The organism is Streptomyces sp. NPDC104761 (genome assembly GCF_055583445.1).
Genome location: NZ_JBVJNZ010000009.1, coordinates 227,927 through 248,983, shown reverse-complemented (window position 1 = coordinate 248,983; position 21,057 = coordinate 227,927). Strand labels below are relative to the sequence as shown.

Here is a 21,057-nt window from a genome sequence, read left to right as displayed (position 1 = left end):
CCGTGTCGGCCGGCCGGACAAGACGGCGGAACGCGTTCCGGAAGACGCCTGCGCGAGCGGGGTCGGTCGTGCGACCGTCGACTCGGAGTTCGCCCGTGAGCAACAGGGCGGCCGCTCCCGTATGGGAGGGCGGTCCGGGCTGTCCGTGCGCGCGTGAGGAGGATGCCTTTGAAGGCGTTCCGTGGTCCGAAGGTCTGGCTGTGGCGCTGGCGGCGCAACCCGCTGAAGCGCCGTGCCGACACGATGGAGGCCTGGGTGCTGCTCGGCGCCTGGCTTCTGACCCTGCTGGCCGGGGTGTTCGCCGGCCTCGCGGCGGCCCGGTCGGTCGAGGACGGCCTGGCCCGCGAGCGGGTCGAGTGGCACCCGGTCGTGGCCCGTGTCCTGGACAAGGCCCCCGGCTCGGCGGGCACGAAGTCCGGCTCCTCGGGATCCTCCGAGTCCTCCGACTCGTCGAACGGCGAACGGGTCTGGGCGCGTGTGGGCTGGACCGTGGCCGACGGTTCCGCGCACTCCGGTCAGGCGCGGGTCCCGGCCGGCAGCAGGGTCGGCACGCCGGTCACCGTCTGGACGGACCTCGAGGGGCACCTCGTCACCCGGCCCGCCACCGCCGCAGAGGCACACCTGCGCTCCGCGCTGATCGGCGGCCTGGTCGGGCTGAGCGCGGCCGCCGTCCCGTTCGTCGCCGGTCTGGTGGCGCGCGGCCGGCTGGAGCGGCGGCGGATGGACCGCTGGGACGCGGAATGGGCCCGGCTCGGACCGCAGTGGGGCCGGATGACCGGCTGACTCAGGAGCCCGGCGGTCCCCGCGGCCGGGCCGAGCGGCCCGGCCGCCGGTTCACGGGGAGTGCTGGGCCAGTGCCCGGCGGCAGTCGGCGAGCAGCCGCTCGTCCTGGGCGATGTCGTGGCTGCCGTACCCGCCCGGCCGCGCCGTGTGCCGCCGGGCGCAGGCGACTTCGGCCGCCACCAGGTCGCCCAGCGGGGCACCCGCCGGGCCCATCTCGGCCAGACACCCGGCGATCGCGCCCCGGGTGCAGGGGTTCTCCGACCAGGCGGCCCGGAACACCGGGAGTACGGGTTCCGGATCCCCGTCGATCCGCCACCACGCCTCGGCCGCCGCCACCCGTTCCCGGACCCTGCCGGACCCGGCCAGCCGGCGCAGCGCCGGCAGCGCGCCGCGGGCGGCCGCTCCCAGCCGGCCCAGCTGCTCGGCGGCCGTCCGCGCACTGCGGCTGCGGCCGTGCGCGAGCTCCCGCAGCAGCACGGAGAGTACCGCCGCCTCGTCCCCCTCCGCCGACCACAGCGCCCCCGCCGCCAGGGCCGCGTGCCGGGTGTCCAGGAGCCCGCGCAGGACCGGCGCCGCCGCCCGGGCCGCCGTACCCAGGACGTCGAGCGCCCGCACCGCCTGTCCGACGAGGGCCTCCCTGGCCCCCAGCCCGTCCGGTGCGCCGCGCAGCAGCCGCAGCACCTCGGGCACCGCCGCCGGGTCCTTGAGGGCGGTGACGGCCGCCAGCAGCGGCGCGGCCACTTCGGCCGCCTCGGGCGAGTCCGGGTCGACCTGGCCGAGCCGGCGCCGCAGCGCGGGCGCGAGCGGGGCGGCCGCCGGGCCCAGATGCACGATCTCGAAGCCCAGCCCACCGGGCACCACCGGTCTCGCCAGCAGCTGGGACAGGGCCGGCACCGCGCGCGGATCGCCGCTTCTGGCCAGCGCCTTCAGCGGACCGCCCAGCGAGGGTCTGCCGCGCTCCCAGGTGTGCACCCACAGGTCGGGCCGCACGGTCACCAGCGCGTGCAGCTCGTCGGCGGCCGGCGCGGCCAGCCCGAACAGATCCACCAGCACCGAGACCGCCGCGTCCCGCAACTGGTCCTGCTCGAACCCCAGTTGCCTGCCTATCAGTGAGACCGCCGCCGAGAAGTCGGCCCGCCAGCCACGGAACAGACCGGCCGACATCCACACCGCGTTGCACCGGTCCATCGGGTCCGGGCTGCTCAACTGGCCGACGAGCAGCGCGATCCGGTCCGCCACCCGGTCGTCCAGCGCCCGGTGCAGGGTGCGCAGCAGATACGCGCCCTCCTCGTCCGAGGGCCGCAGCCGCCGTATCCGGCCGACCAGGGTGTCGGCGTCGGCCCGGTCCGGACCGGCCGACCGCCGCTCCGAACGCTCCCTGAGCAGCCGGACCGCGGTCGGCACCAGGTCGGAGGGCAGCCGCTCCGGCGCACCGAGGCCCAACTGCCCGAGGGCGGCCAGCCGGGCTGCCGGCGCGTACGGCGGCCGGCTCTGCGCGGCCAGCAACTCCACTGCCCCGGCCGCCCGTTCGAGACGGCACCGGACGAACAGCCCGAGGGCCTCGGTCAGGGCGAGCAGCACCTGCTCGTCGCGCTCGACCGTGCTCCGCCGCCGTAACAGCGCCAGCACCCGCTCCGGTTCGTCGAGGAAACGGACCAGCGCCCCGGGCACTGCGCGGCGCACCCCGGGGCACGGGTCGTCGGCCAGCGGGACGAGCGCCTCGGCGCCGGCGCGGACGGCGGCGCCGGCCCGGGGACCGGCGCTCTCCGCGCCGATGCTGGCCAGCAGTTCGACTATGGCGCCCCGGTCCCGCACCTCCGGGCGGGAGGCGAGCGCGAAGAGGAACGGGACGCAGGCGAGTGTCGCGTCGTACACGTTGCCCTGGTGGTGCACCGAGCCGTACATCCCGTCGAGCGCGGCCTGCCGCTCGGCCGCGTCCGGCGAGGCCAGTCCGCGCAGCAGTCCGGGCACGTCCGCCGCGCTGCCGTACGCGTGCCGCAGCGAGGCCCAGTCGACCTCGTCGATCCCCGTGAACACCGTTGTCCTCCCCGGACGAGTACCACCTGTTCCGGAGTCTGCACCACCGCACTGACAACGATGCGGAATCGGACGGCAACTGTGTGCGATCCGCCGACGGCCGGCGGCCGCCCGCGGATCGCGCGGGGATCAGTTCCGGCCAGGAAGGGCCCGCTCCAGGATCGCGTCGAACCCGGTGCCGGCGGGCAGGGTGCCGAAGGCGTGCCCCCAGTCGCCGCCGAGCCTGGAGGCGCAGAAGGCGTCCGCGACGGCGGCCGGGGCGTACCGGACCAGCAGCGCGGCCTGGAGCGCGAGCGCCATCCGCTCGACCAGTCGGCGCGCGCCCACCTGATCGGTCTCGGCCAATTCGTTCTTCAGCCGGGTCACGGTCGCGTCCAGCCGGGCGTCCGCGCCGCGCGCGAGCGCGAGTTCGCCGAACAGGGCGTCGGCGGCGCCCGGTTCGCGGGACAGCGCGCGCAGCACGTCGAGCGCGTTGACGTTCCCCGAACCCTCCCAGATCGACAGCAGCGGCGCCTCGCGGTAGTGCCGGGGCATGCCGGAGTCCTCGACGTAGCCGTTGCCGCCCAGGCACTCCAGGGCCTCCGCGGTGAAGGCCGGGCCCCGTTTGGTGACCCAGTACTTGCCGACGGCGGTCGCGATCCGCCGGAAGGCCCGCTCCTGCTCGTCCCCGCGCACCGCGCGGTCCGCCGCCCCCGCGAGCCGCAGGGTCAGCGTGGTCGCGGCCTCCGACTCCACCGCCAGGTCGGCCAGCACATTGCGCATCAGCGGCTGGTCGACGAGCCGCGCCCCGAACGCGCTGCGATGGCGCACATGATGGCCGGCCTCGACGAGCGTCCTGCGCATCAGGGTCGCGGAGTTCATCACGCAGTCGAGCCGGGTGCAGTTGACCATCTCGATGATGGTCTTCACCCCCCGTCCCTCGGCTCCGACCAGCCAGGCCACGGTCCCGTCGAACTCCGGCTCGGAGGACGCGTTGGATCGGTTGCCGAGCTTGTCCTTCAGCCGCTGGATGCGGAACGCGTTGCGGCTGCCGTCCGGGAGCACGCGCGGCACGAGGAAGCAGGACAGGCCGCCCGGCGCCTGGGCCAGCACCAGGAAGACGTCGCACATCGGCGCCGAGGTGAACCACTTGTGCCCGCGCAGGGTGTAGACGCCCGGCTCGGCGGTGGGCGTGGCGGCCGTCGTGTTCGTCCGTACGTCGGAGCCGCCCTGCTTCTCGGTCATGCCCATCCCGGCGAGCAGCCCCGGCTTCTGCGTGGGCACGCGCAGCCCCGGCTCGTACTCCCGGCTGGTCAGCAGCGGTTCGTACACCTTGGCCAGCTCGGGCTGGGCGCGCAGTGCCGGGACGGCGGCGTACGTCATGGACGTCGGACACCCGTGGCCGGATTCGGTGTGGCCCCACACCAGTCCGCCCGCCGTCCGCGCGACATGGGCCCCCGGCCGGTCGTCCGCCCAGGCCGCCCCGGCCAGGCCCTCCTCCACCGCCGCCCGCATCAGGTGGTGCCAGCTGGGGTGGAAGTCGACCTCGTCGATCCGGTTGCCGTACCGGTCGTGGGTGCGCAGCTCCGGCTCGTGCCGGTTGGCCAGCTCGCCCCACTCCTGCGCCTCGGCGCTCCCGGCCCGTGCCCCGAGCCGCCGGATCCCCGCCTCGGCCCACCCCGCCCCTTCCCGGCGCAGCCCCTCGATCAGGGCCGGGTCGTCGGCGGCGTCGTACGGGGCGAGCGGGGGCGGCTGGTTGGTGACGTCGTGGGTGGCGTACTGCGGCTGCGGGAGTGCGGCGGTCGGGTCCATGACTGCACTGTTGCATTAATCCTGCGGTCGCAGCAATAGTGCAACAACAGGCCGCACGTACAGTACGTGACCATGCGCATGAAGGACGTGTCCGCCGAGCCCGCCGACGTCGGCCTGCCGCCCCTGTCCGCCCGGTCGGTCGTGCTGAGCCTGCTGCTGGGCACGCATCCGCCGGAGCTGCCGGTGAAGGACCTGATCCGGTTCGTCGAGCCCTTCGGGATCGGCGGCTCCACGCTCCGCGCCGCGCTCAGCCGCATGACGGCCGCCGGCGACCTGCGCCGCACCGGCGACGCCGTCTACGGCCTCAGCGACCGGCTGCTGGCCCGCCAGCGCCGCCAGGACGAGGCGGTACGGCCCCGCACGCGCGCGTGGCGAGGCGAGTGGGAGATGCTGGTCGTCACGGCCACGGGCCGCGACCCCGCCGCACGCGCCGACCTGCGTACCCGCCTGACCTCCCTGCGCCTGGCCGAACTCCGCGAGGGCGTCTGGCTCCGCCCGGCGAACCTGGCGAGACCGGTTCCCGCCGACCTCGCGGCGACCACCCAGTCCTACACGGCCCGCCCCGACCGCCCCGCCCCCGAGCTGGCCGCCGACCTCTGGCCGTTGACCACCTGGTCGGCCACCGCCCGCGCCCTCCTGGCCCGGGCGTCCGCGTCCCGCCTCCCGGCCGACCGCTTCACGGTCTTCGCGGCGGCGGTACGCCACCTGCTGACCGACCCCGTGCTGCCCCCGGAGCTCCTGCCCGCCCACTGGCCGGGCGACGAACTGCGCGCCGCGTACGCGCGGTACCGGGCGGAACTGGGCGGGCCGGCCGGGACCTGGGCCGGATGATCCCGGCGGCAGGCTCCGGCGAGACGCTTGACCTTGCCCTCGGGGGCAGGGTTCGGCGTTCGTCGAGGTGAGAGACATGCGGATCAGCGGGCCGGCCCGCGCGGGAGATCCGGGCGCTCGGCGGGCTCGGGATCCCGGTGGAGCGCACCCGCCGGGCGGCGCTGGTCGCCCACCTGCACGAGGCCGCTCACCGCAACGCGTGAGACCGGGCGGAGAGCGGTTGCCCGGCGGGCCCGTCGCGCGGACGTGCCCGCGCCGGGGGAGCGGTGTACGGTCGAACCACCGTGTGCATGCGCTTCGCAGCCGACCCCAGGCCAGTGGCCCAGACGCTCCGGGAGTGCCCATGGCTCAGCAGACGAACATCGCCGCGCAGACCGCTTTCGGAGAGGCCGTCGTCACCGGCGACCTCGATGCCCTCGACGGGATCGTCGCGGCCGACGCGACCGACCACGATCCCGCTCCGGGACAGGGGCCCGGGCCCGGCGGGTACAAGACCATGTTCGGCGAACTGCGAACGGCCTTCCCCGACTTGAGCCTCCAGGTGGAGCACCTGGTCGCCACCGACGACGAGCTGGCCTTCGCCTACGTCATCTCCGGGACGCACCTGGGGCCGCTGATGGGGCATCCGGCGACCGGCAGGAAGGCCAGCTACCGGGGCATGCAGATCAGCCGCTTCGACCGCGACGGCAAACTCGTCGAACGGTGGGGCAGCAGCGACGAACTCGGCATGCTGCGCCAGCTCGGCCTCGTCGAGGTGTGAGACGGGCGCGGCCCGGTGGGGCCGCCGCCCGCCAGGATGCGGCGGCCGGTCGAGCTATGCGGACTCGGCTCCGGTGGGGACCGTCCCCGGAGCCGAATCCGCCCTCGACGGCAGGTGGTTGAAGAGCAAATTCAGGACGATCGCCGTCAGGCAGCCCGCGCTGATGCCGCTGTTCATCACCGTCTGGAACCAGTCGGGGAACTGCGCGTAGACCGTCGGCACGCCCACCGGCAGCACGCCCACCGCCACGGAGACGGCGACCACCGTCAGGTTGTTGTTGCCCGTGAAGTCGACGGCCGCCAGCGTGCGCAGGCCGCTCGCCGCGACCGTGCCGAACATCACCAGGCCCGCGCCGCCCAGCACCGGAGCCGGAATCGCCGCGACCACCGCGCCCAGCTTGGGCAGCAGGCCGAGCAGGACCAGGATGCCGCCGGCCGCCGCGACCACCCAGCGGCTGCGCACCCGGGTCATCCCGACCAGGCCCACGTTCTGCGCGAACGCCGTGTACGGGAAGGTGTTGAAGACACCGCCGAGGACGGTCGAGAGGCCGTCGGCGCGCAGGCCGTCGGCGAGGGAGCGCGCCTCGACGCGCCGGCCGGTCAGCTCGCCGACCGCGAGCAGGTCACCGGTCGTCTCGGTCATCGTGACCAGGGCCACCACCAGCATGGAGACGATCGCCGAGGCCCGGAACGTGGGCGCCCCGAAGTGGAACGGCGTGCTGATGCCGAGCCAGTCGGCGTCCCCGACCCCGCTGAAGTCCGTGAACCCGAAGGGCACCGCCACCGCCAGGCCCACCGCGATGCCGATCAGGACCGCGATCCGCGCGAGGTAGGCGGGCGCGAACCGCTGCACACCGAGCACCACCGCGAGCACGAAGGCCGCCAGCGCCAGGTTCTTAGGCTCCCCGAAGTCCTTCGCACCGGCGCCGCCCGCCGCCCAGTTGCCGGCCACCGGCAGCAGCGAGACCCCGATGACCAGGATCACCGTGCCGGTGACCAGGGGCGGGAAGAAGCGCAGCAGCCTGCCGAAGACGGGTGCCAGGAGCATGATCGCCAGGCCTGCGACGATCACCGAGCCGTAGATCGCGGGCAGTCCGCCGCCCGTCGTGCCGATGAGGACCATCGGCGAGACCGCCGCGAACGTGCAGCCCTGCATGATCGGCAGCCGGACGCCGAAGCGCCAGAAGCCGACGCACTGGATGAGCGTGGCGATGCCGCACACCAGCAGGTCGGCGGTGATCAGGTACGCCAGGTCGGCGGGCGACAGCTTCATCGCGCCGCCCACGATCAGCGGGACGGCGACCGCGCCCGCGTACATCGCGAGCACGTGCTGGAGGCCGAACGCGGTCAACTGCCGTGCGGGTGGGACTTCGTCGACGGGATGGACGGAGGCGCTGGTGGTGGCCATGGGGACTCCAGAGCGGGGACGACATCCGGACAGCACGAGACCGTAAGCGGTTTGAACAGTTTGTTGATTTCCGGTCTGTTGCCGATACGTGTCATGCCCACCTGGACGCGGGCGGATCCCGCTCCGCTACGACCCGGGCCGCGCCGCCGCCAGCAGGGAGTTCCAGTCGGCCAGCTTGACCACGCTCCGGCCGAGCCGGGCGCCGAGCGCCGCCTCGGCCCGCTCGATCGCCTGCCATCCCGTCCACGGGACCGGCTCGATGCCGGCCGAGCGGAGTGCGGCGACCGGATCCTCCGGCACCGCCTTGCGCAGCAGCGCCGGCGCGTCCTCCAGGAGGGAGGTCACCGTCTCCTTGGCGTCGGGCCGGTTGGTGCCGATGACGCCGGTCGGGCCGCGCTTGATCCAGCCGGCCACGTAGTCGCCGGGCACGCCGAAGCAGCTGTCCAGGACCCGGCCCGCCTCGTGCGGCACGGTGCCGCTCTCCTCGTCGAACGGGAGCCCCTCCAGCGGCACTCCGCGGTAACCGACCGACCGCAGCACCAGCTGCGCCTCGATGGTCTCGTACCGCCCGGTGCCGCGCACCCCGCCGCTGCCGTCCGGCTCGGTGCGCTCGAAGAGCACCGCGCCCACCCGGCCGCCGTCGTCGAGCAGTTCCACCGGGCGCAGGAAGAAGCGCAACCGGATGCTGCGGTCCGCGCCCCGGGCGCCGGCCTCGGCCCAGCCGCGCAGCACCTCCACGTTGCGGCGCTGGGCGGCGGGCAGCGCGGACGGATCGGCGCAGGCCGGATCGAGCGCCAGGTCGTCCGGCTCCACCCGGACTCCGGTCTCCGGCAGCCCGGCCAGCTCGCGCAGCTCCTTCGTGGTGAACCGCGCCTGCGAGGGCCCCCGCCGGCCCACCACATGGACCTCTCTTATCCGGCTCGCCGCCAGTGCCGTCAGGGCCGCCTGCGGCATGTCGGTGGGGCTCAGCTCCGCCATGCCCCGGACCAGCATCCGCGCCACGTCCACCGCGACGTTGCCGACCCCGATGACCACCGCCGACCGGGCGTCGCGCACGAACCCGGCGTCGACGGCGTCCGGATGCGCGCTGTACCAGGACACGAACTCGGTCGCCGACCAGCTGCCCGGCAGTTCCTCGCCGGGAATCCCGAGCCGCCGGTCGGTCGCGGCGCCCACGCAGTACACCACCGCGTGGTACAGCTCCCGGAGCCGCTCCACGGGCAGCCCGCCCGCGCCCCCGACCCGCACTCCGCCGAGGAACCGCACCCGCTCGTGCTCCAGCACGGTGCGCAGGTTCCCCTGCAGCGACTTGATCTTCTCGTGGTCCGGGGCGACGCCGTACCGCACCAGGCCGTACGGGCACGGCAGCCGGTCCAGGACGTCCACGCACACCGTGGGGTCGAGCTGGACGAGGTTCTGGGCGGTGTAGCACCCGCTCGGCCCGGAGCCGACGACGGCGACACGCAACACGGGGGACTCCTTGCCCGAGGGGCTGGTGGTTCCAGCATCCCACCGGGCCGGCCGCCTGGGCAGGAGCCGCTGGGGTGACGTGCATGCGTGTCAGCGTGCCCGGAGTGTGATCATGTGAGCGCGTTGTGCAGCCGCGAGAAACGTCCGCTGCGGACCGTCCCGAGCCCGGGAGCCGCCTAGCCGGCTTCGGGTCCGGGCTCCGAGCCGGGCTCGGGCCGGTCCTCGGTGGCGAAGAACCGGGACAGGTCCCGCCGTTCGGCCGTGGTCGCGGACTCCCGGGGCAGGCCCAGCTCGAGGTCGAGCCCGTAGCGCTCGAACAGCTCCGCCCGCAGCGCCGGGATCGGCATCGGCACACCGGGCACCAGCGCCGCGTACACCGCGCCCATCAGCATGGCGCGCAGCATGGGGTAGTCGGCCTCGACGTGGTGCGAGCCGTAGCGGGCGACGGTGTCGCCCAGCAGCTCCGCCAGCCGCCGCTGCTCGGGGCACTGCACGAAGCCCTCGGCCTGGAGCAGGCCCGCCATGTGCTGGCGCATCAGCACCGGCCGGTCCTGCGCGAGCCCCAGGATCGCGTCGATGGCCCGGGCCAGCCGCTCCCGTCCGTCCTCGGTGTGCGGCTCGTGTTCCAGCGCCTCCTCCAGCGTGCGGTGCATCAGCCGGTGCACGGCGGACTGGACCAGCTGGCGCTTGCCGGGGAAGTAGTACGACACCAGTCCGCGCGCCGACCCCGCCCGGTCCGCGATGGCACCCAGCGTGGTCGCCTCGAAACCGTGCTCGTCGACCAGCTCCACCGCGGCCTGCAGCAGCCGCTCACGCGAGCGCCTGCGCAATTCTTCATTGACCGAGGGGCTGCGGGGGGACATCCTGGAACTCCTGCGTTGACTGGCTGCCAGCCAACTATAATCGACGCAGTCGGCACCGCCCTGTGCGGGGCCTGTTCAGGGCTGCCGTCCGTCCGGGGCGACACGGGGGAGCGTCTCGGGCGGACGGCGCGACAGGTCAGACCTGGGTGGGCGTGACCGGTCGGCGGGCCGCGCCCACCAGGTCCAGGACCGCGAGCAGCGCGTCCGGGCGTTCGGCCACCGGCAGGTGGTCCACGAAGTGCACGCGGCAGCCGAGCGCCGCCGCACCGCCGTCGGCCGCCCTGCTGTCCCCGACCATCAGCGTCTCCTCCGCCTTGGCACCGAGCGCCTCCAGCGCGACCGTGAAGAGCCGGGGATCCGGCTTCTGGACGCCGTGTTCGTACGACAGGACGTACGTGTCCACGTAGGCGTCGAGCCCGTGCTCGCGGAAGACCGGGCGCAGGTCCCAGCCGATGTTGCTGACCACGCCGACCCCGACGCCGTGCTCGCGCAGCGTGCCGAGGACCCGTGCCGCGTCCGGATACGGGGACCACGCCCGCGGGTCCATGTGCCGCTCGTACAGGGCGTCGTGCAGGGCCGGGTCGGGCAGCGTCACCCGGCGGGACAGGCCGGTGTAGGCGGCCCGGTGCAGTTCCGCGCTCTCGTCGCGCACCGCCCACACGTCGGACAGTTCCGCGGGCAGCTCGGCCGGGAAGGCCCCGCCGGGCTGTGCCCCGGCCGTCTCGAGCGCCCGCGCCGCATCGGTCAACTCGGCCTCGCTGAGCGGTACTCCGGCCTCGGCGAGTACCGCCCGCAGCCAGGATTCGGTGGACTCGATACGGAAGAGGGTCCCGGAGAAGTCGAAGAGCACGGCAGTCATGTGCCGGACTCTACCGACGGCCGGTGCGGCACGGGCCGCGGAGGGGCTACCGTCGGGGGCGTCCCCGGCCGTCGCGCTCCCCCTCGTACGCCAGCACCGCCAGCGCCACCACCAGGGCGCCGAGCAGCCAGCCGCCGAGCACGTCCGAGGGCCAGTGGACGCCGAGCCACACCCGGGTCAGGCCGACGCCCACGACCGAGAGCCCGGCCGCGGCGAGGGCCGTGCGCCGTATCGCGCGACCGGCGCCCAAGCGGTGCAGCAGCCACAGCAGCAGGCCGCAGACCACCGTCGCCGTCATGGCGTGCCCGGACGGGAAGGCCGGGTAACGGGCGGAGTCGACCGGATCCGGCCACACCGGACGCGGGCGGCCCACGGCGGCCTTCAGGGACTGCTGGGCGACCGTGCCGAACGCACAGGTCAGGCTCAGCCACAGCGCGGTACGCCACGCCGAGTGCCGCCACACCAGCCACACCGCGACCGCGGCGCACAGCAGACGCATGGTCAGCGGGTCCCAGACCCAGTCCGCCAGGACCCGCAGCACCTGTGTGGTGCCGTGGTCGGCCACGGCCCGGCGGTGGGCGCTCTCGGCGATGCCCTCGTCCACCGCGACCAGGGGAGGCCACTCGCCGGCGACGAGGGCCAGCAGCAGCGCCGACGACAGGGCGAGGACGGCGGTCGTGAGCAGGGGGGCCGGGCGGTCGCCGGGTGGGGGGAACATGACGTGATCTTTGCCGAATCATTGCCCGCGGGGCAATTCCCCTGACGGGTACGGCTCTACCCGAGGGCGCGCAGGCTCGGTACGAGCGCCACCAGTACCGGGACGACCGGGACCAGGGCGGCCGTCGCGGTCAGCCGCAGCCGGTGCCGGGCGGGGAGGCGGTCAGGGGCGGTGAGCAACCGGTCGACCCGCTGCGGGACATGGGCGTGCGGGGCCGGCCCGGGGCCGAACACCCCGCGGTCCTCGTTGAGTTCGACCAGGGCGAGCGCGGTGGTGAGGCGGCCGTGGCGCCGCGAGGCCACGTCGTCGGCGGCCAGTTCGACCAGCCGGTGCATCTCGTCCCGGAACGCGGCGAACACCGGGATCTGCGGGAACCCGCCCGCCAGCGCGGCCGAACAGTGCAGCAACCAGTCGTGCCGGGCCTGTGCGTGGCCCTGCTCGTGGGCGAGGACCGCGTCCAGCTGACGCCCCTTCAGGCGCCGCAACGCGGCCGTCGTCACGACGAGTCGGGGTGCCGCGCCGGGCAGCCACCAGGCATCCGGGCGCTCCCCCTCGAGGACGACGAGCCGACCGCCGGCCGGTTGCTCGCCGGGCAACAGCGGCGACCTGAGCAGCAGTTCGGCCTGCTGCCGGTTGCGTCGGGCCCTGGCCCGGGCGATCTCCCGTACCAGCATCGCCCCGCTCCACAGCCCGGCGCAGGCGAGCGCCACCGCGGTCACCGCCGCCCACGGGCCGGTCGTGCCCAGCGCGTAGGCGTCCACCACCCCGCTCGGAGCGGTCGCGAAGACGTGTCCGCGCACCGCCTGCCAGGCCGCCGCCGCGCTCAGCGTCATCGACAGCGCGCAGCACAGCAGGACGGCCGCCACCACGCACTGCCACACCCACAGCGCGACCACCGGCTCCCGGTCCGTCCAGTCGGCCCGGGCGAGCAGCCGGGGGCCGGCCACGGCGGTCAGGGCGCCGAGCAGCAGCAGTGCCACGGGGACCATCATGGCCAGCACCCTATGAGCGGGGGACCGCTCACGGGTACGGGCCATGACACCAAAGTGACGCAAGCAACGTCTGCGCCGCGCGTGCCGTCACGTCCTCACAGTGCCAGCAGCATCGCCACCATGCCGATCCCCATCGACAGCCGGCACGCCCGCGCCAACTCCGGCCGGTCGCCCCACCGGAGGGCCCCCGTCCCGGCGGCCGCCGCGACCGGGACGAGCCGCGCACCGGACAGCAGCACGTAGCCGGTGAAGTAGAGCAGCAGCACCCCGGTCACCAGCGGGACTCCGGCACCGCCGTGATGGTGGGCGCCTGGGGTGGCCGCCATCGCCACCGCCATGTAGACCATCGCCGCCGCTCCGATCAGATGGTGCAGATGGTGCGAGCTGCTGCGGGCGCTCCACAGGGCGCGCAGCGCGGCCGCGCCGAACACCGCCGCATACGCCGGCCAGGCCCACCCCGGCGGCGTGAACACCGTCGCGGGCACGGCCATGACGGCCATGCCGAACCCCATCAGCGCCTCGCCGCCCGCGGCGCGCCGCTGTTCCAGGACGCTGCTGCGCATCCGCAGCAGGCAGTAGGCCCCGGTCGCCGCGCACAGCGCGACCAGCAGCCAGCCGGGCGAAGCCGGTCCGTGCACGGCGCACCTCCCCGCTCGACGTCTCGTCGTTGGATGCGATGCCCCGGCCGTACGGCGCGCACGCGAGCGCAAGGGTGTACACGGGGAGCATTCGCCGGAGCACAGCCGGTGACCAGGGGCGTTCGAGAATGCTTTACAGGTAAAACACATGCTAAATTGATGGGTATGAGCACCGCGCCCCCTCCGACCACCCGCCGCCTGCCCCTCGCCGGTGCGCTGCGCCTCGGCCGGCCCTCCGACATCTGGTTCAAGCCCGCCTGCAGCGTGGTCGCCGCGGTCGCCCCGCCCAACCTGGCCCTGCTGGCCCTCGGCCGCCTCGACCTGGCGATGTACACGATGGCCGGATCGCTGTGCGCCCTCTACGGCCACAACCGCCCCTACCCCGCCCGCGCCCGCACCCTGGCGTGGGTGATCCTCGGCATGGTCGGCGGCCTCGCCGTCGCCCTGACCGCCGCCTCGCTCACCACCTACGCGGTCGTCCTGGTCACCGTCGGCGCGCTCATGGCCGCGGTGCAGAAGGTCCTCTGCGACGCCACCCGCGTCGGCCCGCCCGGGAACGTGGTCCTCACCTTCATCAGCTCCGCCTCCCTGTTCGCCCCGCAGGCCCTCGGCCAGGTCCCCGGCCACGTCGGACTCGCGCTCGCGGCGGGCGCCTGGGCCTGGCTGGTCGGCATGGCCCCCGGGCTGCTGCGCCCGCACGGCCCCGAGCGCCGGGCCACCGCCCGGGCCCTGAACGCCACCGCCGCCTACGCCGACACCCGCGGCACCGACGACGGCCACGACCGGGCCCGGGCCGCCGCGGCCGCCGCCGTGCAGGCCGCCTGGCAGTCCCTGCTGGCCACCGGCGCCCGCACCGACCGCACCCGGCGCGCCCTCGAACACCTCGTCGTCCGCGCCGAGGTCGCCCTCGCCGCCCCGGCCGACGCCGACCCGGCGCTGCTGAGCGGCTGGGCCCGCGCCCTCGGCGGCACCGGACGCGTCCCACGGGTCGCCGGCGCCGACGACGACCTGCTCGGCATCGACGCCGAACTCTCCGTCCCGCGGCGCCCGTTGTGGCGCCGGCTCGGCCCACTCGCCCCCTTCGCCGTCCGCACCGCGCTCGGCTGCGCCCTGGCCGGCTACGCCTCCCTCGCCCTGGGTGTCGGCCGCCCCTACTGGGCGCTGGTCACCGCCGCCTCCCTCTACCAGGCCAACGTCACCCTCACCTGGAGCCGGGGCGTCCAGCGCGTCGTGGGCAACCTCGTCGGTGTCCTCGTCTTCGCCGCCGTCGTACCGCTCGCCCACCTCCACCCGGCCGCCCTGGTGCTGTGCTGCCTCGCCTTCAACTTCGGCGCCGAGGCACTGATCGGCCGCAACTACTGGCTCGGCAGCGTCTGCGTCACCCCGATGGCCCTGCTGGTCACCGAGTTCGCCCGCACCCAGGACGCGGGACAGCTGATCACCGAGCGGGTCGTGGACACCCTGGTCGGCGCGCTCGTCGGCTTCGCGACCGCCGTCGTCGTCACCAACCGCCGGGCCGGCGACCGCATCGGAGACGCCCTGACCGCCGTCGAACAGACCCGCGAACAGGCCGCCCGCCTGCTCGCCGGGCCGCAGCCGGCCCCGCGCGCCCTGGAGGCCGCCCGGCGCGCCCTGTCCGCGGCCCTGGCCGACCTGCGCGCGGCGGCCGACGCCGCGTCCGGGGAGTGGTGGCAGCGCGCGCTGCCCCAGGAGCGGGTCGTGCTCGCCGAGCTGTCCGGACACCGTACGCTCGCCGCGACGGTACGACGCCAGGAAGCGCACTCCTGGGACGGCGCGAGGACAACGGAGGACGTACGGCCATGACGGCGACCAGCGGACGACCGGCGGCCGGGAGCGACGCGGACGGGGGCGCGGGAGGCCGTGTGGGAGGCGGTGCGGGCGGTGGCGCCGGCCGGGACGACACGGTCGCGGCCGTGGTCCGGCAGTGGCGGAGCGTCCATCCCGCGCTGGACACGGGTCCCATGGAGGTCATCGGCCGGATCAACCGCTGCGCAGCCCTCCTCCAGCAGGCCGAGGACGCCCCGCTGCGCCGGGCCGGCCTCAGCCGCCCCGAGTTCGACCTGCTCGGCGCGCTGCGCCGCACCGGTCACGAGCTGACCCCGGGCGAACTCGCCAAGGAGACCTTCTCCTCCGGCGCCGCCGTCACCAAACGCCTCAAGCAGCTCACCGAGCGCGGCCTGGTCGAGCGGCGCGGCGACGCCCGTGACCGCAGGGTCGCCCACCTCCGCCTCACCGACGCGGGGCGCGACCTCGTCGACGGCATCCTGCCCGAGCAGCTCGCCTACGAGACGGCCGTGCTGTCCGTCCTCGCCCCCGAGGGACAGGGCGAACTGGCGGGGCTCCTCGCGGAGTTGCTGGGCCGGCTGGAGGGCAGGACGGGCGTGCTGCGGGTCTGATCCCGGCGGCGCCGCAGACGACCTGCGCCACGGCGCGGCACTGCCGTCCGACCGCTCAGATCTGCGGCCGGTACCGCAGCGGGTGGTCGGCCGGTACCTCCACCAGCACGATCCGGGTCCCGTCCGGATCGGCGACCCACATCTCGACCAGGCCCCACGGCTCCTTCACGGGCGGGCGCACGATCGCGACGCCCTTCGCCACCAGCTCCTCGTGCGCCGCCGAAGCGTCCGCGACCTGCAGCCACAGCTGCACGGCCGGCGAGGGCGGCGTGTCCGACCGGCCGGAGACCTCCAGGAACCCGCCGCCGAGGAAGTAGACCGTGCCGCGCTCCGGGCCCTCGCCGAACTCGCGGTAGACGGCGAGACCGAGCCGCTCACCGTAGAAGGCGCGGGACCGCTCGGGGTCGGTGGGGTGGATCAGCGTACGGCTGCTCAGTACATGCACCATGCGACCGGAGCGTAGTGGCAGGCCACGGCGGGAGCCGGGTGGCACGGGTGCCGCGAAGAGGAGCAGGGCCGCAGGGATAGGCTCGGGGCCGGCTCAGTAGCGCTGGAGAACGGAGAACCCGCCCATGGAGAACGCCGCCGCCGGACCGGCCTTCCGCGACGCCACCGACGCCGACGTGGACGTCCTGGTCGCGTTGATCGAGTCGGCCTACCGGGGCGACGCCAGCCGGGCCGGCTGGACCACCGAGGCGGACATCCTGGAGGGGCAGCGCACCGACCCGGAGGGCGTCCTCGAAGTGATCAAGGCGCCGGACGGCAAGCTGCTCGTCGTCGAGCGGGACGGCGGGGTCGTCGCCTGCTGCCAGCTCGAACACCGTGGCGACCACGCCTACTTCGGCATGTTCGCGGTGAGCCCCGCCCTCCAGGGCGCCGGCCTCGGCAAGGCCGTCATCGCCGAGGCGGAGCGCCAGGCGCGGGAGGACTGGGGTGCGACCGAGATGCACATGACGGTGATCTCGGTGCGCGAGGACCTCATCGCCTGGTACGAGCGGCGCGGCTACCGCCGTACGGGAAAGACGACCCCGTTCCCGTACGGCGAGGAGCGCTTCGGCATTCCGCTGCGCGCCGGCCTCGAGTTCGAGCTGCTGGTCAAGCAGCTGGTGTGAGGCGCGGGCGACTGGTCAGGCCGTGAAGCGGGCGGTGCGTTTGATCTCCGGGTAGTCGGTCGTCGCACCGTCGAGCTGGAGCGCGCGCACCAGCCGCAGATCGTCCTGGGTGTTCACCACCCAGCCGATGACCCGCAGGTCCGCCTTGCGGGCGTGCTCGACGACCTCCAGGGTCAGCCTGCGGATGTTCAGGCACACGGTGGCCGCGCCCGCCTCCTGGGCCCGCTCCACGACATCGGTGCCGTAGCGGCTGGCGATCAGCGCGGTGCGCACCCCCGGCACCAGCCGGGCGATCTCGGCGACCGCCTCGTCGTGGAACGAGGACACCTCCACCCGGGACACCAGGTCCCGCCGCTGCATGACCTCGGCCAGCGCCCTGGCCGCGGCCACGTCCTTGATCTCGGCCTGCAGCGGCGTCCGCACCGCGTCCAGGACCTCCTCGAACACCGGCACCCGCTCGCCCCGGCCCGCGTCCAGCCCGCGCAGCTCCTCCAGGGTCTTCTCGGCGATCGGTCCGGTGCCGTCGGTCGTGCGGTCCACCTCCGCGTCGTGCATGACGACCAGCGCGCCGTCCTTGCTGAGGTGAAGATCGAGTTCGATCAGGTCGAGGCCGGCCTGCTGGGCGGCGACGAAGGAACGGAGGGTGTTCTCGGGCTCGACGCCCATGACTCCGCGGTGACCGATGGTAAGGAAGTTCAAGATTCAACTCGCTTCCGTCGACGGCGGCGGTGGGGCAGACGTGCGGACCGTACGACGGACGTCGCTGTCCACGCGGCTGGGCGCAGCCTAATGGCCGCCCGTCGCGATGAACCCGTACCTACACGGGGGGATTGGTGTGGCGGGCGCGCGGCACCTGGCCCGTGCCCCGGTCGGCGGTCACCCGGTGGTGGGCGCGTCCCCTCGCCCATTGACCGGCCGGATCCGTGCGGTCCACCGGAGCTGACGCCTCGTCACAGGTCGTAGTGAATGTGAGCGCCTTCACGGTTTCGCACAGGAAAAAGCGCGGTGAAGAGGGGACGCCGCAGGATAATTTCCGGAGGGTCCCCTTGCTGGGAGAAACCCCGTACGCATACGGTGTCCCTACGGAAGCTTCTCCCGTGGAGGATGGGTCATGACGGAAATTCTTGTGCAGGCGGGTTCGGAGGGACAGGTCTCTCCGGTGACCAGGGTGGTCGAGCACCCGGCGTGGCCCGTGCTCAAGGATGCCGTGGAGCGGATCCGGCCATGGCAGTCGAAGGACGGATCCATCGACTTCGAGGCCGAGGGTGCGCCCGCACGGGCCGACGCCGAGGCGGCCGTGCGGCGTGTCGTCGAGGCCGTGGAAGAGCTGTCCGCGCTGCTCCCGCACGACGCCGACTACCACCACGCGCTGGTGACGGACCTGCGGCGCTGGGCCGTCGGCGGCTTCCAGGTGCCCGACTTCCTCGACTCGCTGCTCGCCTTCCAGCCCGCGGCGGGCCGCGCGGACGGCCTCCAGCACCTGGTCGTCTTCCCGATGTACACGCAGAACGGCAACCCGGACCGCAACCTGGAGGCGGTCGTGCTCCGCATGGTCTGGCCGGACTGGCTGGCCGAGCTGGAGCGCACCCGGTACGACAACCCGCTCTTCTGCGGCATCAAGTTCGAGGACTTCACGGCCGGCTACGACACCAACTCCGCCGTCCTCTTCCCCGAGACCATCGCCGTGCGCGAGGCGCCGGAACGATTCTCCTGGGGCGGCATCTTCTGCGACCGCGAGGCGGCCCGCTTCCGCCGGGTCACCGACGCCGCCGTCGGCATCCTGGGCCTCGAACTCCCCGAGGACATCGCCGCGATGGTCCACGACCAGAAGCGCTGCGAGGAGGCCTTCGTCCTGTGGGACATGGTCCACGACCGCACCCACAGCCACGGCGACCTGCCGTTCGACCCGTTCATGATCAAGCAGCGCCAGCCGTTCTGGATGTACGGCCTGGAGGAACTGCGCTGCGACCTCACCGCCTTCAAGGAGGCCGTGAAGCTGGCGGCCGACGGCGTCCCGCAGGCCCGGGACGTGCAGTACGCGGTGCTCTTCGACCGCATGTTCCGCTTCCCGGTCACCGGCGACCGGGTCCGCAACTACGACGGGCTCGGCGGCCAGCTGCTCTTCGCCTACCTGCACAAGCACGACGTGGTGCGCTGGACCGACAACAAGCTCGCCATCGACTGGGAGCGCGCCCCGCAGGTGACCAACCAGCTGTGCGCCGAGATCGAGAAGCTGTACAAGGACGGCATCGACCGCCCGAAGCTCGTCCACTGGTTCGCCGGGTACGAGCTGGTCGCCACCTACCTCGCGCCGCACCCGGGCTCCCGGTGGGCCAAGGGCCCGGACGCCCTGGACCTGACGCTTCCGCCGCGCAAGCTCGTGGACGACGTGCTTCCCGACGAGTTTCCGCTGAGCATGTTCTACGAGGCCCTGTCCAAGAAGCTGAAGAACGTGATCGCCGAGACCAAGGGCATCACCGCGGACAGCGCCGAGCCGGTCGCCGCGTGAGCGACGGGCTGCGGAACACGGCTCAAGAGGGGAACGACATGGTGGGCAACGGGGCTCTCAGAGGTGCGGTGATCGCGGTGGCCGGCGCGGGCGGACCCGCGGGGCGCGCGACGCTGATGCGGCTGGCCGAGGCCGGCGCGACCGTCGTCGGGGCGGACAACGACCCGCAGCGCCTGTCGGAGGCGGTGGACGCGGCCCGCTACGCCTCCGGCGGCGCGACCGTCACCGGTGACACGGTGGACCTGCTCGACCTCCAGTCCACCCGGGACTGGGCCACCCACATCGAGAAGGACTTCGGGCGCGTCGACGGTCTCGTGCACCTGGTGGGCGGCTGGCGGGGCAGCGAGACCTTCACCAAGACCAGCCTGGACGACTGGGACTTTTTGGAGCTGCTGCTCGTCAAGACCGTGCAGCACACCTCCCTCGCCTTCCACGAGGCGCTGCAGCGCAGCGAGCGCGGCCGGTACGTCCTGATCAGCGCCGCCGCCGCGAGCAGGCCCACCGCGGGCAACGCCGCGTACGCCGCGGGCAAGGCCGCCGCCGAGGCGTGGACGCTCGCGCTGGCCGACTACTTCCGCAAGGCCGGGGGGCCCGAGGGTCCGACCTCCGCCGCTGCCATCCTGGTGGTGAAGGCGTTGGTGCACGACGCGATGCGCGCCGAGCGGCCCAACGCGAAGTTCGCGGGCTTCACGGACGTCAAGGACCTGGCCGAGGCCATCGAGGGCGTCTGGAGCAAGTCCGCCGCCGAAGTGAACGGGAACCGTCTGTGGCTGACCGAGAAGCCGTGAACCCTCCGAAGACCGACGCGCGTCGCCACCACGACCCGCAGGTCCGCGGTTTCGCCAGTGACAACTACGCCGGAGCCCACCCCGAGGTACTGGCCGCCCTGGCCCTCGCCAACGGCGGCCACCAGGTGGCGTACGGCGAGGATGAGTACACGGAGAACCTCCAGCGGATCGTCCGCAGCCACTTCGGGGCCACGGCGGAGGCCTTCCCGGTCTTCAACGGCACCGGCGCCAACGTCGTCGCGCTCCAGGCGGTCACCGACCGCTGGGGCGCGGTGATCTGCGCCGAGAGCGCCCACATCAACGTGGACGAGGGCGGCGCCCCCGAGCGCATGGGCGGGCTCAAGCTGCTCACCGTGCCCACCCCCGACGGCAAGCTCACCCCGGAGCTCATCGACCGGCAGGCGTACGGCTGGGACGACGAGCACCGCGCGATGCCGCAGGTGGTGTCCATCACCCAGAGCACCGAGCTGGGCACCCTCTACACGCCCGACGAGATCCGCGCGATCTGCGAGCATGCCCACGCGCACGGCATGAAGGTGCACCTCGACGGCTCCCGGATAGCCAACGCGGCGGCCTCCCTGGACGTCCCGATGCGCACCTTCACCAACGCCGTCGGCGTGGACATCCTCTCCCTGGGCGGCACCAAGAACGGCGCGATCTTCGGCGAGGCGGTCGTGGTGATCAACCAGGACGCCGTCAGCCACATGAAGCACCTGCGCAAGCTGTCCATGCAGCTGGCGTCCAAGATGCGCTTCGTGTCGGTCCAGTTGGAGGCCCTGCTCGCCAAGGACCTGTGGCTGCGCAACGCCCGGCACGCCAACGCGATGGCCCAGCGGCTCGCCGAGGGCGTCCGGGCCGTGCACGGCGTGGAGATCCTCCACCCGGTGCAGGCCAACGGCGTCTTCGCACGGCTCCCGCACGACGTGAGCCTGCGCCTGCAGAAGCGCTTCCGGTTCTACTTCTGGGACGAGGCGGCCGGGGACGTGCGCTGGATGTGCGCCTTCGACACGACCGAGGAGGACGTGGACGCGTTCGTGGCGGCGCTCAAGGAGGAGATGGCGCGCTGAGGGCTCCGCCGGGGC

General features: G+C 73.8%; 20 protein-coding genes. 9 read left to right on the top strand and 11 right to left on the bottom strand.

The window, feature by feature from the left end; translation table 11 throughout:
* The first annotated feature begins 162 nt into the window (after window positions 1-162).
* Window positions 163-783, top strand: coding sequence for an Rv1733c family protein (locus ACZ63F_RS25180; RefSeq protein ID WP_469713862.1), 621 nt, complete (start codon window positions 163-165; stop codon window positions 781-783).
* A 51-nt stretch (window positions 784-834) separates the two neighbouring features.
* On the opposite strand, the gene ACZ63F_RS25175 is transcribed toward ACZ63F_RS25180, so the two are convergent.
* On the bottom strand, window positions 835-2,820 hold the full coding sequence (locus tag ACZ63F_RS25175; RefSeq protein ID WP_469713861.1) for a HEAT repeat domain-containing protein: 1,986 nt from the start codon (window positions 2,818-2,820) through the stop codon (window positions 835-837).
* A gap of 129 nt (window positions 2,821-2,949) precedes the next feature.
* A complete protein-coding gene (locus tag ACZ63F_RS25170; RefSeq protein ID WP_469713860.1) occupies window positions 2,950-4,611 on the bottom strand; it encodes a DNA alkylation response protein in 1,662 nt (553 codons plus the stop codon).
* 72 nt (window positions 4,612-4,683) lie between these two features.
* Between ACZ63F_RS25170 and ACZ63F_RS25165 the strand changes: the two genes are divergently transcribed.
* Both ACZ63F_RS25165 and ACZ63F_RS25160 read left to right on the top strand, forming a co-directional pair.
* Window positions 4,684-5,442, top strand: a complete 759-nt coding sequence (locus ACZ63F_RS25165) for a PaaX family transcriptional regulator C-terminal domain-containing protein (RefSeq protein WP_469713859.1) — start codon at window positions 4,684-4,686, stop codon at window positions 5,440-5,442.
* A gap of 343 nt (window positions 5,443-5,785) precedes the next feature.
* Window positions 5,786-6,202 (top strand): ester cyclase, encoded by a 417-nt coding sequence (locus ACZ63F_RS25160; RefSeq protein WP_469713858.1) that lies wholly within the window; start codon window positions 5,786-5,788, stop codon window positions 6,200-6,202.
* 54 nt (window positions 6,203-6,256) lie between these two features.
* Here the strand turns inward: ACZ63F_RS25160 and ACZ63F_RS25155 are convergent, their stop codons facing one another.
* From ACZ63F_RS25155 to ACZ63F_RS25125, 7 genes are all read right to left on the bottom strand, one after another.
* Window positions 6,257-7,609, bottom strand: a complete 1,353-nt coding sequence (locus tag ACZ63F_RS25155; protein ID WP_469713857.1) for a nucleobase:cation symporter-2 family protein — start codon at window positions 7,607-7,609, stop codon at window positions 6,257-6,259.
* A gap of 126 nt (window positions 7,610-7,735) precedes the next feature.
* A complete protein-coding gene (locus ACZ63F_RS25150; RefSeq protein ID WP_469713856.1) occupies window positions 7,736-9,079 on the bottom strand; it encodes an FAD-dependent oxidoreductase in 1,344 nt (447 codons plus the stop codon).
* A gap of 176 nt (window positions 9,080-9,255) precedes the next feature.
* Window positions 9,256-9,942, bottom strand: coding sequence for a TetR/AcrR family transcriptional regulator (locus ACZ63F_RS25145; RefSeq protein WP_469713855.1), 687 nt, complete (start codon window positions 9,940-9,942; stop codon window positions 9,256-9,258).
* Window positions 9,943-10,078: 136 nt separating this feature from the next.
* Window positions 10,079-10,801 (bottom strand): HAD family hydrolase, encoded by a 723-nt coding sequence (locus tag ACZ63F_RS25140; RefSeq protein ID WP_469713854.1) that lies wholly within the window; start codon window positions 10,799-10,801, stop codon window positions 10,079-10,081.
* 46 nt (window positions 10,802-10,847) lie between these two features.
* A complete protein-coding gene (locus ACZ63F_RS25135) occupies window positions 10,848-11,519 on the bottom strand; it encodes a phosphatase PAP2 family protein (protein WP_469713853.1) in 672 nt (223 codons plus the stop codon).
* Between the two features lie 56 nt (window positions 11,520-11,575).
* Window positions 11,576-12,511, bottom strand: coding sequence for a M56 family metallopeptidase (locus tag ACZ63F_RS25130; protein WP_469713986.1), 936 nt, complete (start codon window positions 12,509-12,511; stop codon window positions 11,576-11,578).
* Window positions 12,512-12,606: 95 nt separating this feature from the next.
* Window positions 12,607-13,149: a DUF5134 domain-containing protein gene (locus ACZ63F_RS25125; protein ID WP_469713852.1), complete on the bottom strand. Its 543-nt coding sequence runs from the start codon at window positions 13,147-13,149 to the stop codon at window positions 12,607-12,609.
* A 165-nt stretch (window positions 13,150-13,314) separates the two neighbouring features.
* On the opposite strand from ACZ63F_RS25125, the gene ACZ63F_RS25120 reads away from it, so the two are divergent.
* Window positions 13,315-14,973, top strand: coding sequence for an FUSC family protein (locus tag ACZ63F_RS25120; protein ID WP_469713851.1), 1,659 nt, complete (start codon window positions 13,315-13,317; stop codon window positions 14,971-14,973).
* The gene (locus tag ACZ63F_RS25115) at window positions 14,970-15,566 is read left to right on the top strand and encodes a MarR family winged helix-turn-helix transcriptional regulator (protein ID WP_469713850.1); all 597 of its coding nucleotides are present in this window, start codon (window positions 14,970-14,972) and stop codon (window positions 15,564-15,566) included. The genes ACZ63F_RS25120 and ACZ63F_RS25115 overlap by 4 nt, the downstream gene beginning before the upstream one ends.
* 55 nt (window positions 15,567-15,621) lie before the next feature.
* On the opposite strand, the gene ACZ63F_RS25110 is transcribed toward ACZ63F_RS25115, so the two are convergent.
* A complete protein-coding gene (locus tag ACZ63F_RS25110; protein WP_469713849.1) occupies window positions 15,622-16,014 on the bottom strand; it encodes a VOC family protein in 393 nt (130 codons plus the stop codon).
* Window positions 16,015-16,138: 124 nt separating this feature from the next.
* Between ACZ63F_RS25110 and ACZ63F_RS25105 the strand changes: the two genes are divergently transcribed.
* On the top strand, window positions 16,139-16,678 hold the full coding sequence (locus tag ACZ63F_RS25105; protein WP_469713848.1) for a GNAT family N-acetyltransferase: 540 nt from the start codon (window positions 16,139-16,141) through the stop codon (window positions 16,676-16,678).
* A 15-nt stretch (window positions 16,679-16,693) separates the two neighbouring features.
* On the opposite strand, the gene ACZ63F_RS25100 is transcribed toward ACZ63F_RS25105, so the two are convergent.
* Window positions 16,694-17,377, bottom strand: coding sequence for a glycerophosphodiester phosphodiesterase (locus tag ACZ63F_RS25100; protein WP_390643279.1), 684 nt, complete (start codon window positions 17,375-17,377; stop codon window positions 16,694-16,696).
* Window positions 17,378-17,789: 412 nt separating this feature from the next.
* On the opposite strand from ACZ63F_RS25100, the gene ACZ63F_RS25095 reads away from it, so the two are divergent.
* Genes ACZ63F_RS25095 through ACZ63F_RS25085 form a run of 3 tightly spaced genes read left to right on the top strand, consistent with a single transcriptional unit; the run spans window position 17,790 to window position 21,042 of the window.
* Complete coding sequence (locus ACZ63F_RS25095; protein ID WP_469713847.1) at window positions 17,790-19,187, top strand: DUF6421 family protein; 1,398 nt, start codon at window positions 17,790-17,792, stop codon at window positions 19,185-19,187.
* Between the two features lie 41 nt (window positions 19,188-19,228).
* Window positions 19,229-19,975, top strand: a complete 747-nt coding sequence (locus ACZ63F_RS25090) for an SDR family NAD(P)-dependent oxidoreductase (RefSeq protein ID WP_351956431.1) — start codon at window positions 19,229-19,231, stop codon at window positions 19,973-19,975.
* Entirely contained in the window at window positions 19,972-21,042 is a 1,071-nt protein-coding gene (locus ACZ63F_RS25085) for a threonine aldolase family protein (RefSeq protein ID WP_469713846.1), read from the top strand. The genes ACZ63F_RS25090 and ACZ63F_RS25085 overlap by 4 nt, the downstream gene beginning before the upstream one ends.
* Window positions 21,043-21,057 lie beyond the last annotated feature (15 nt).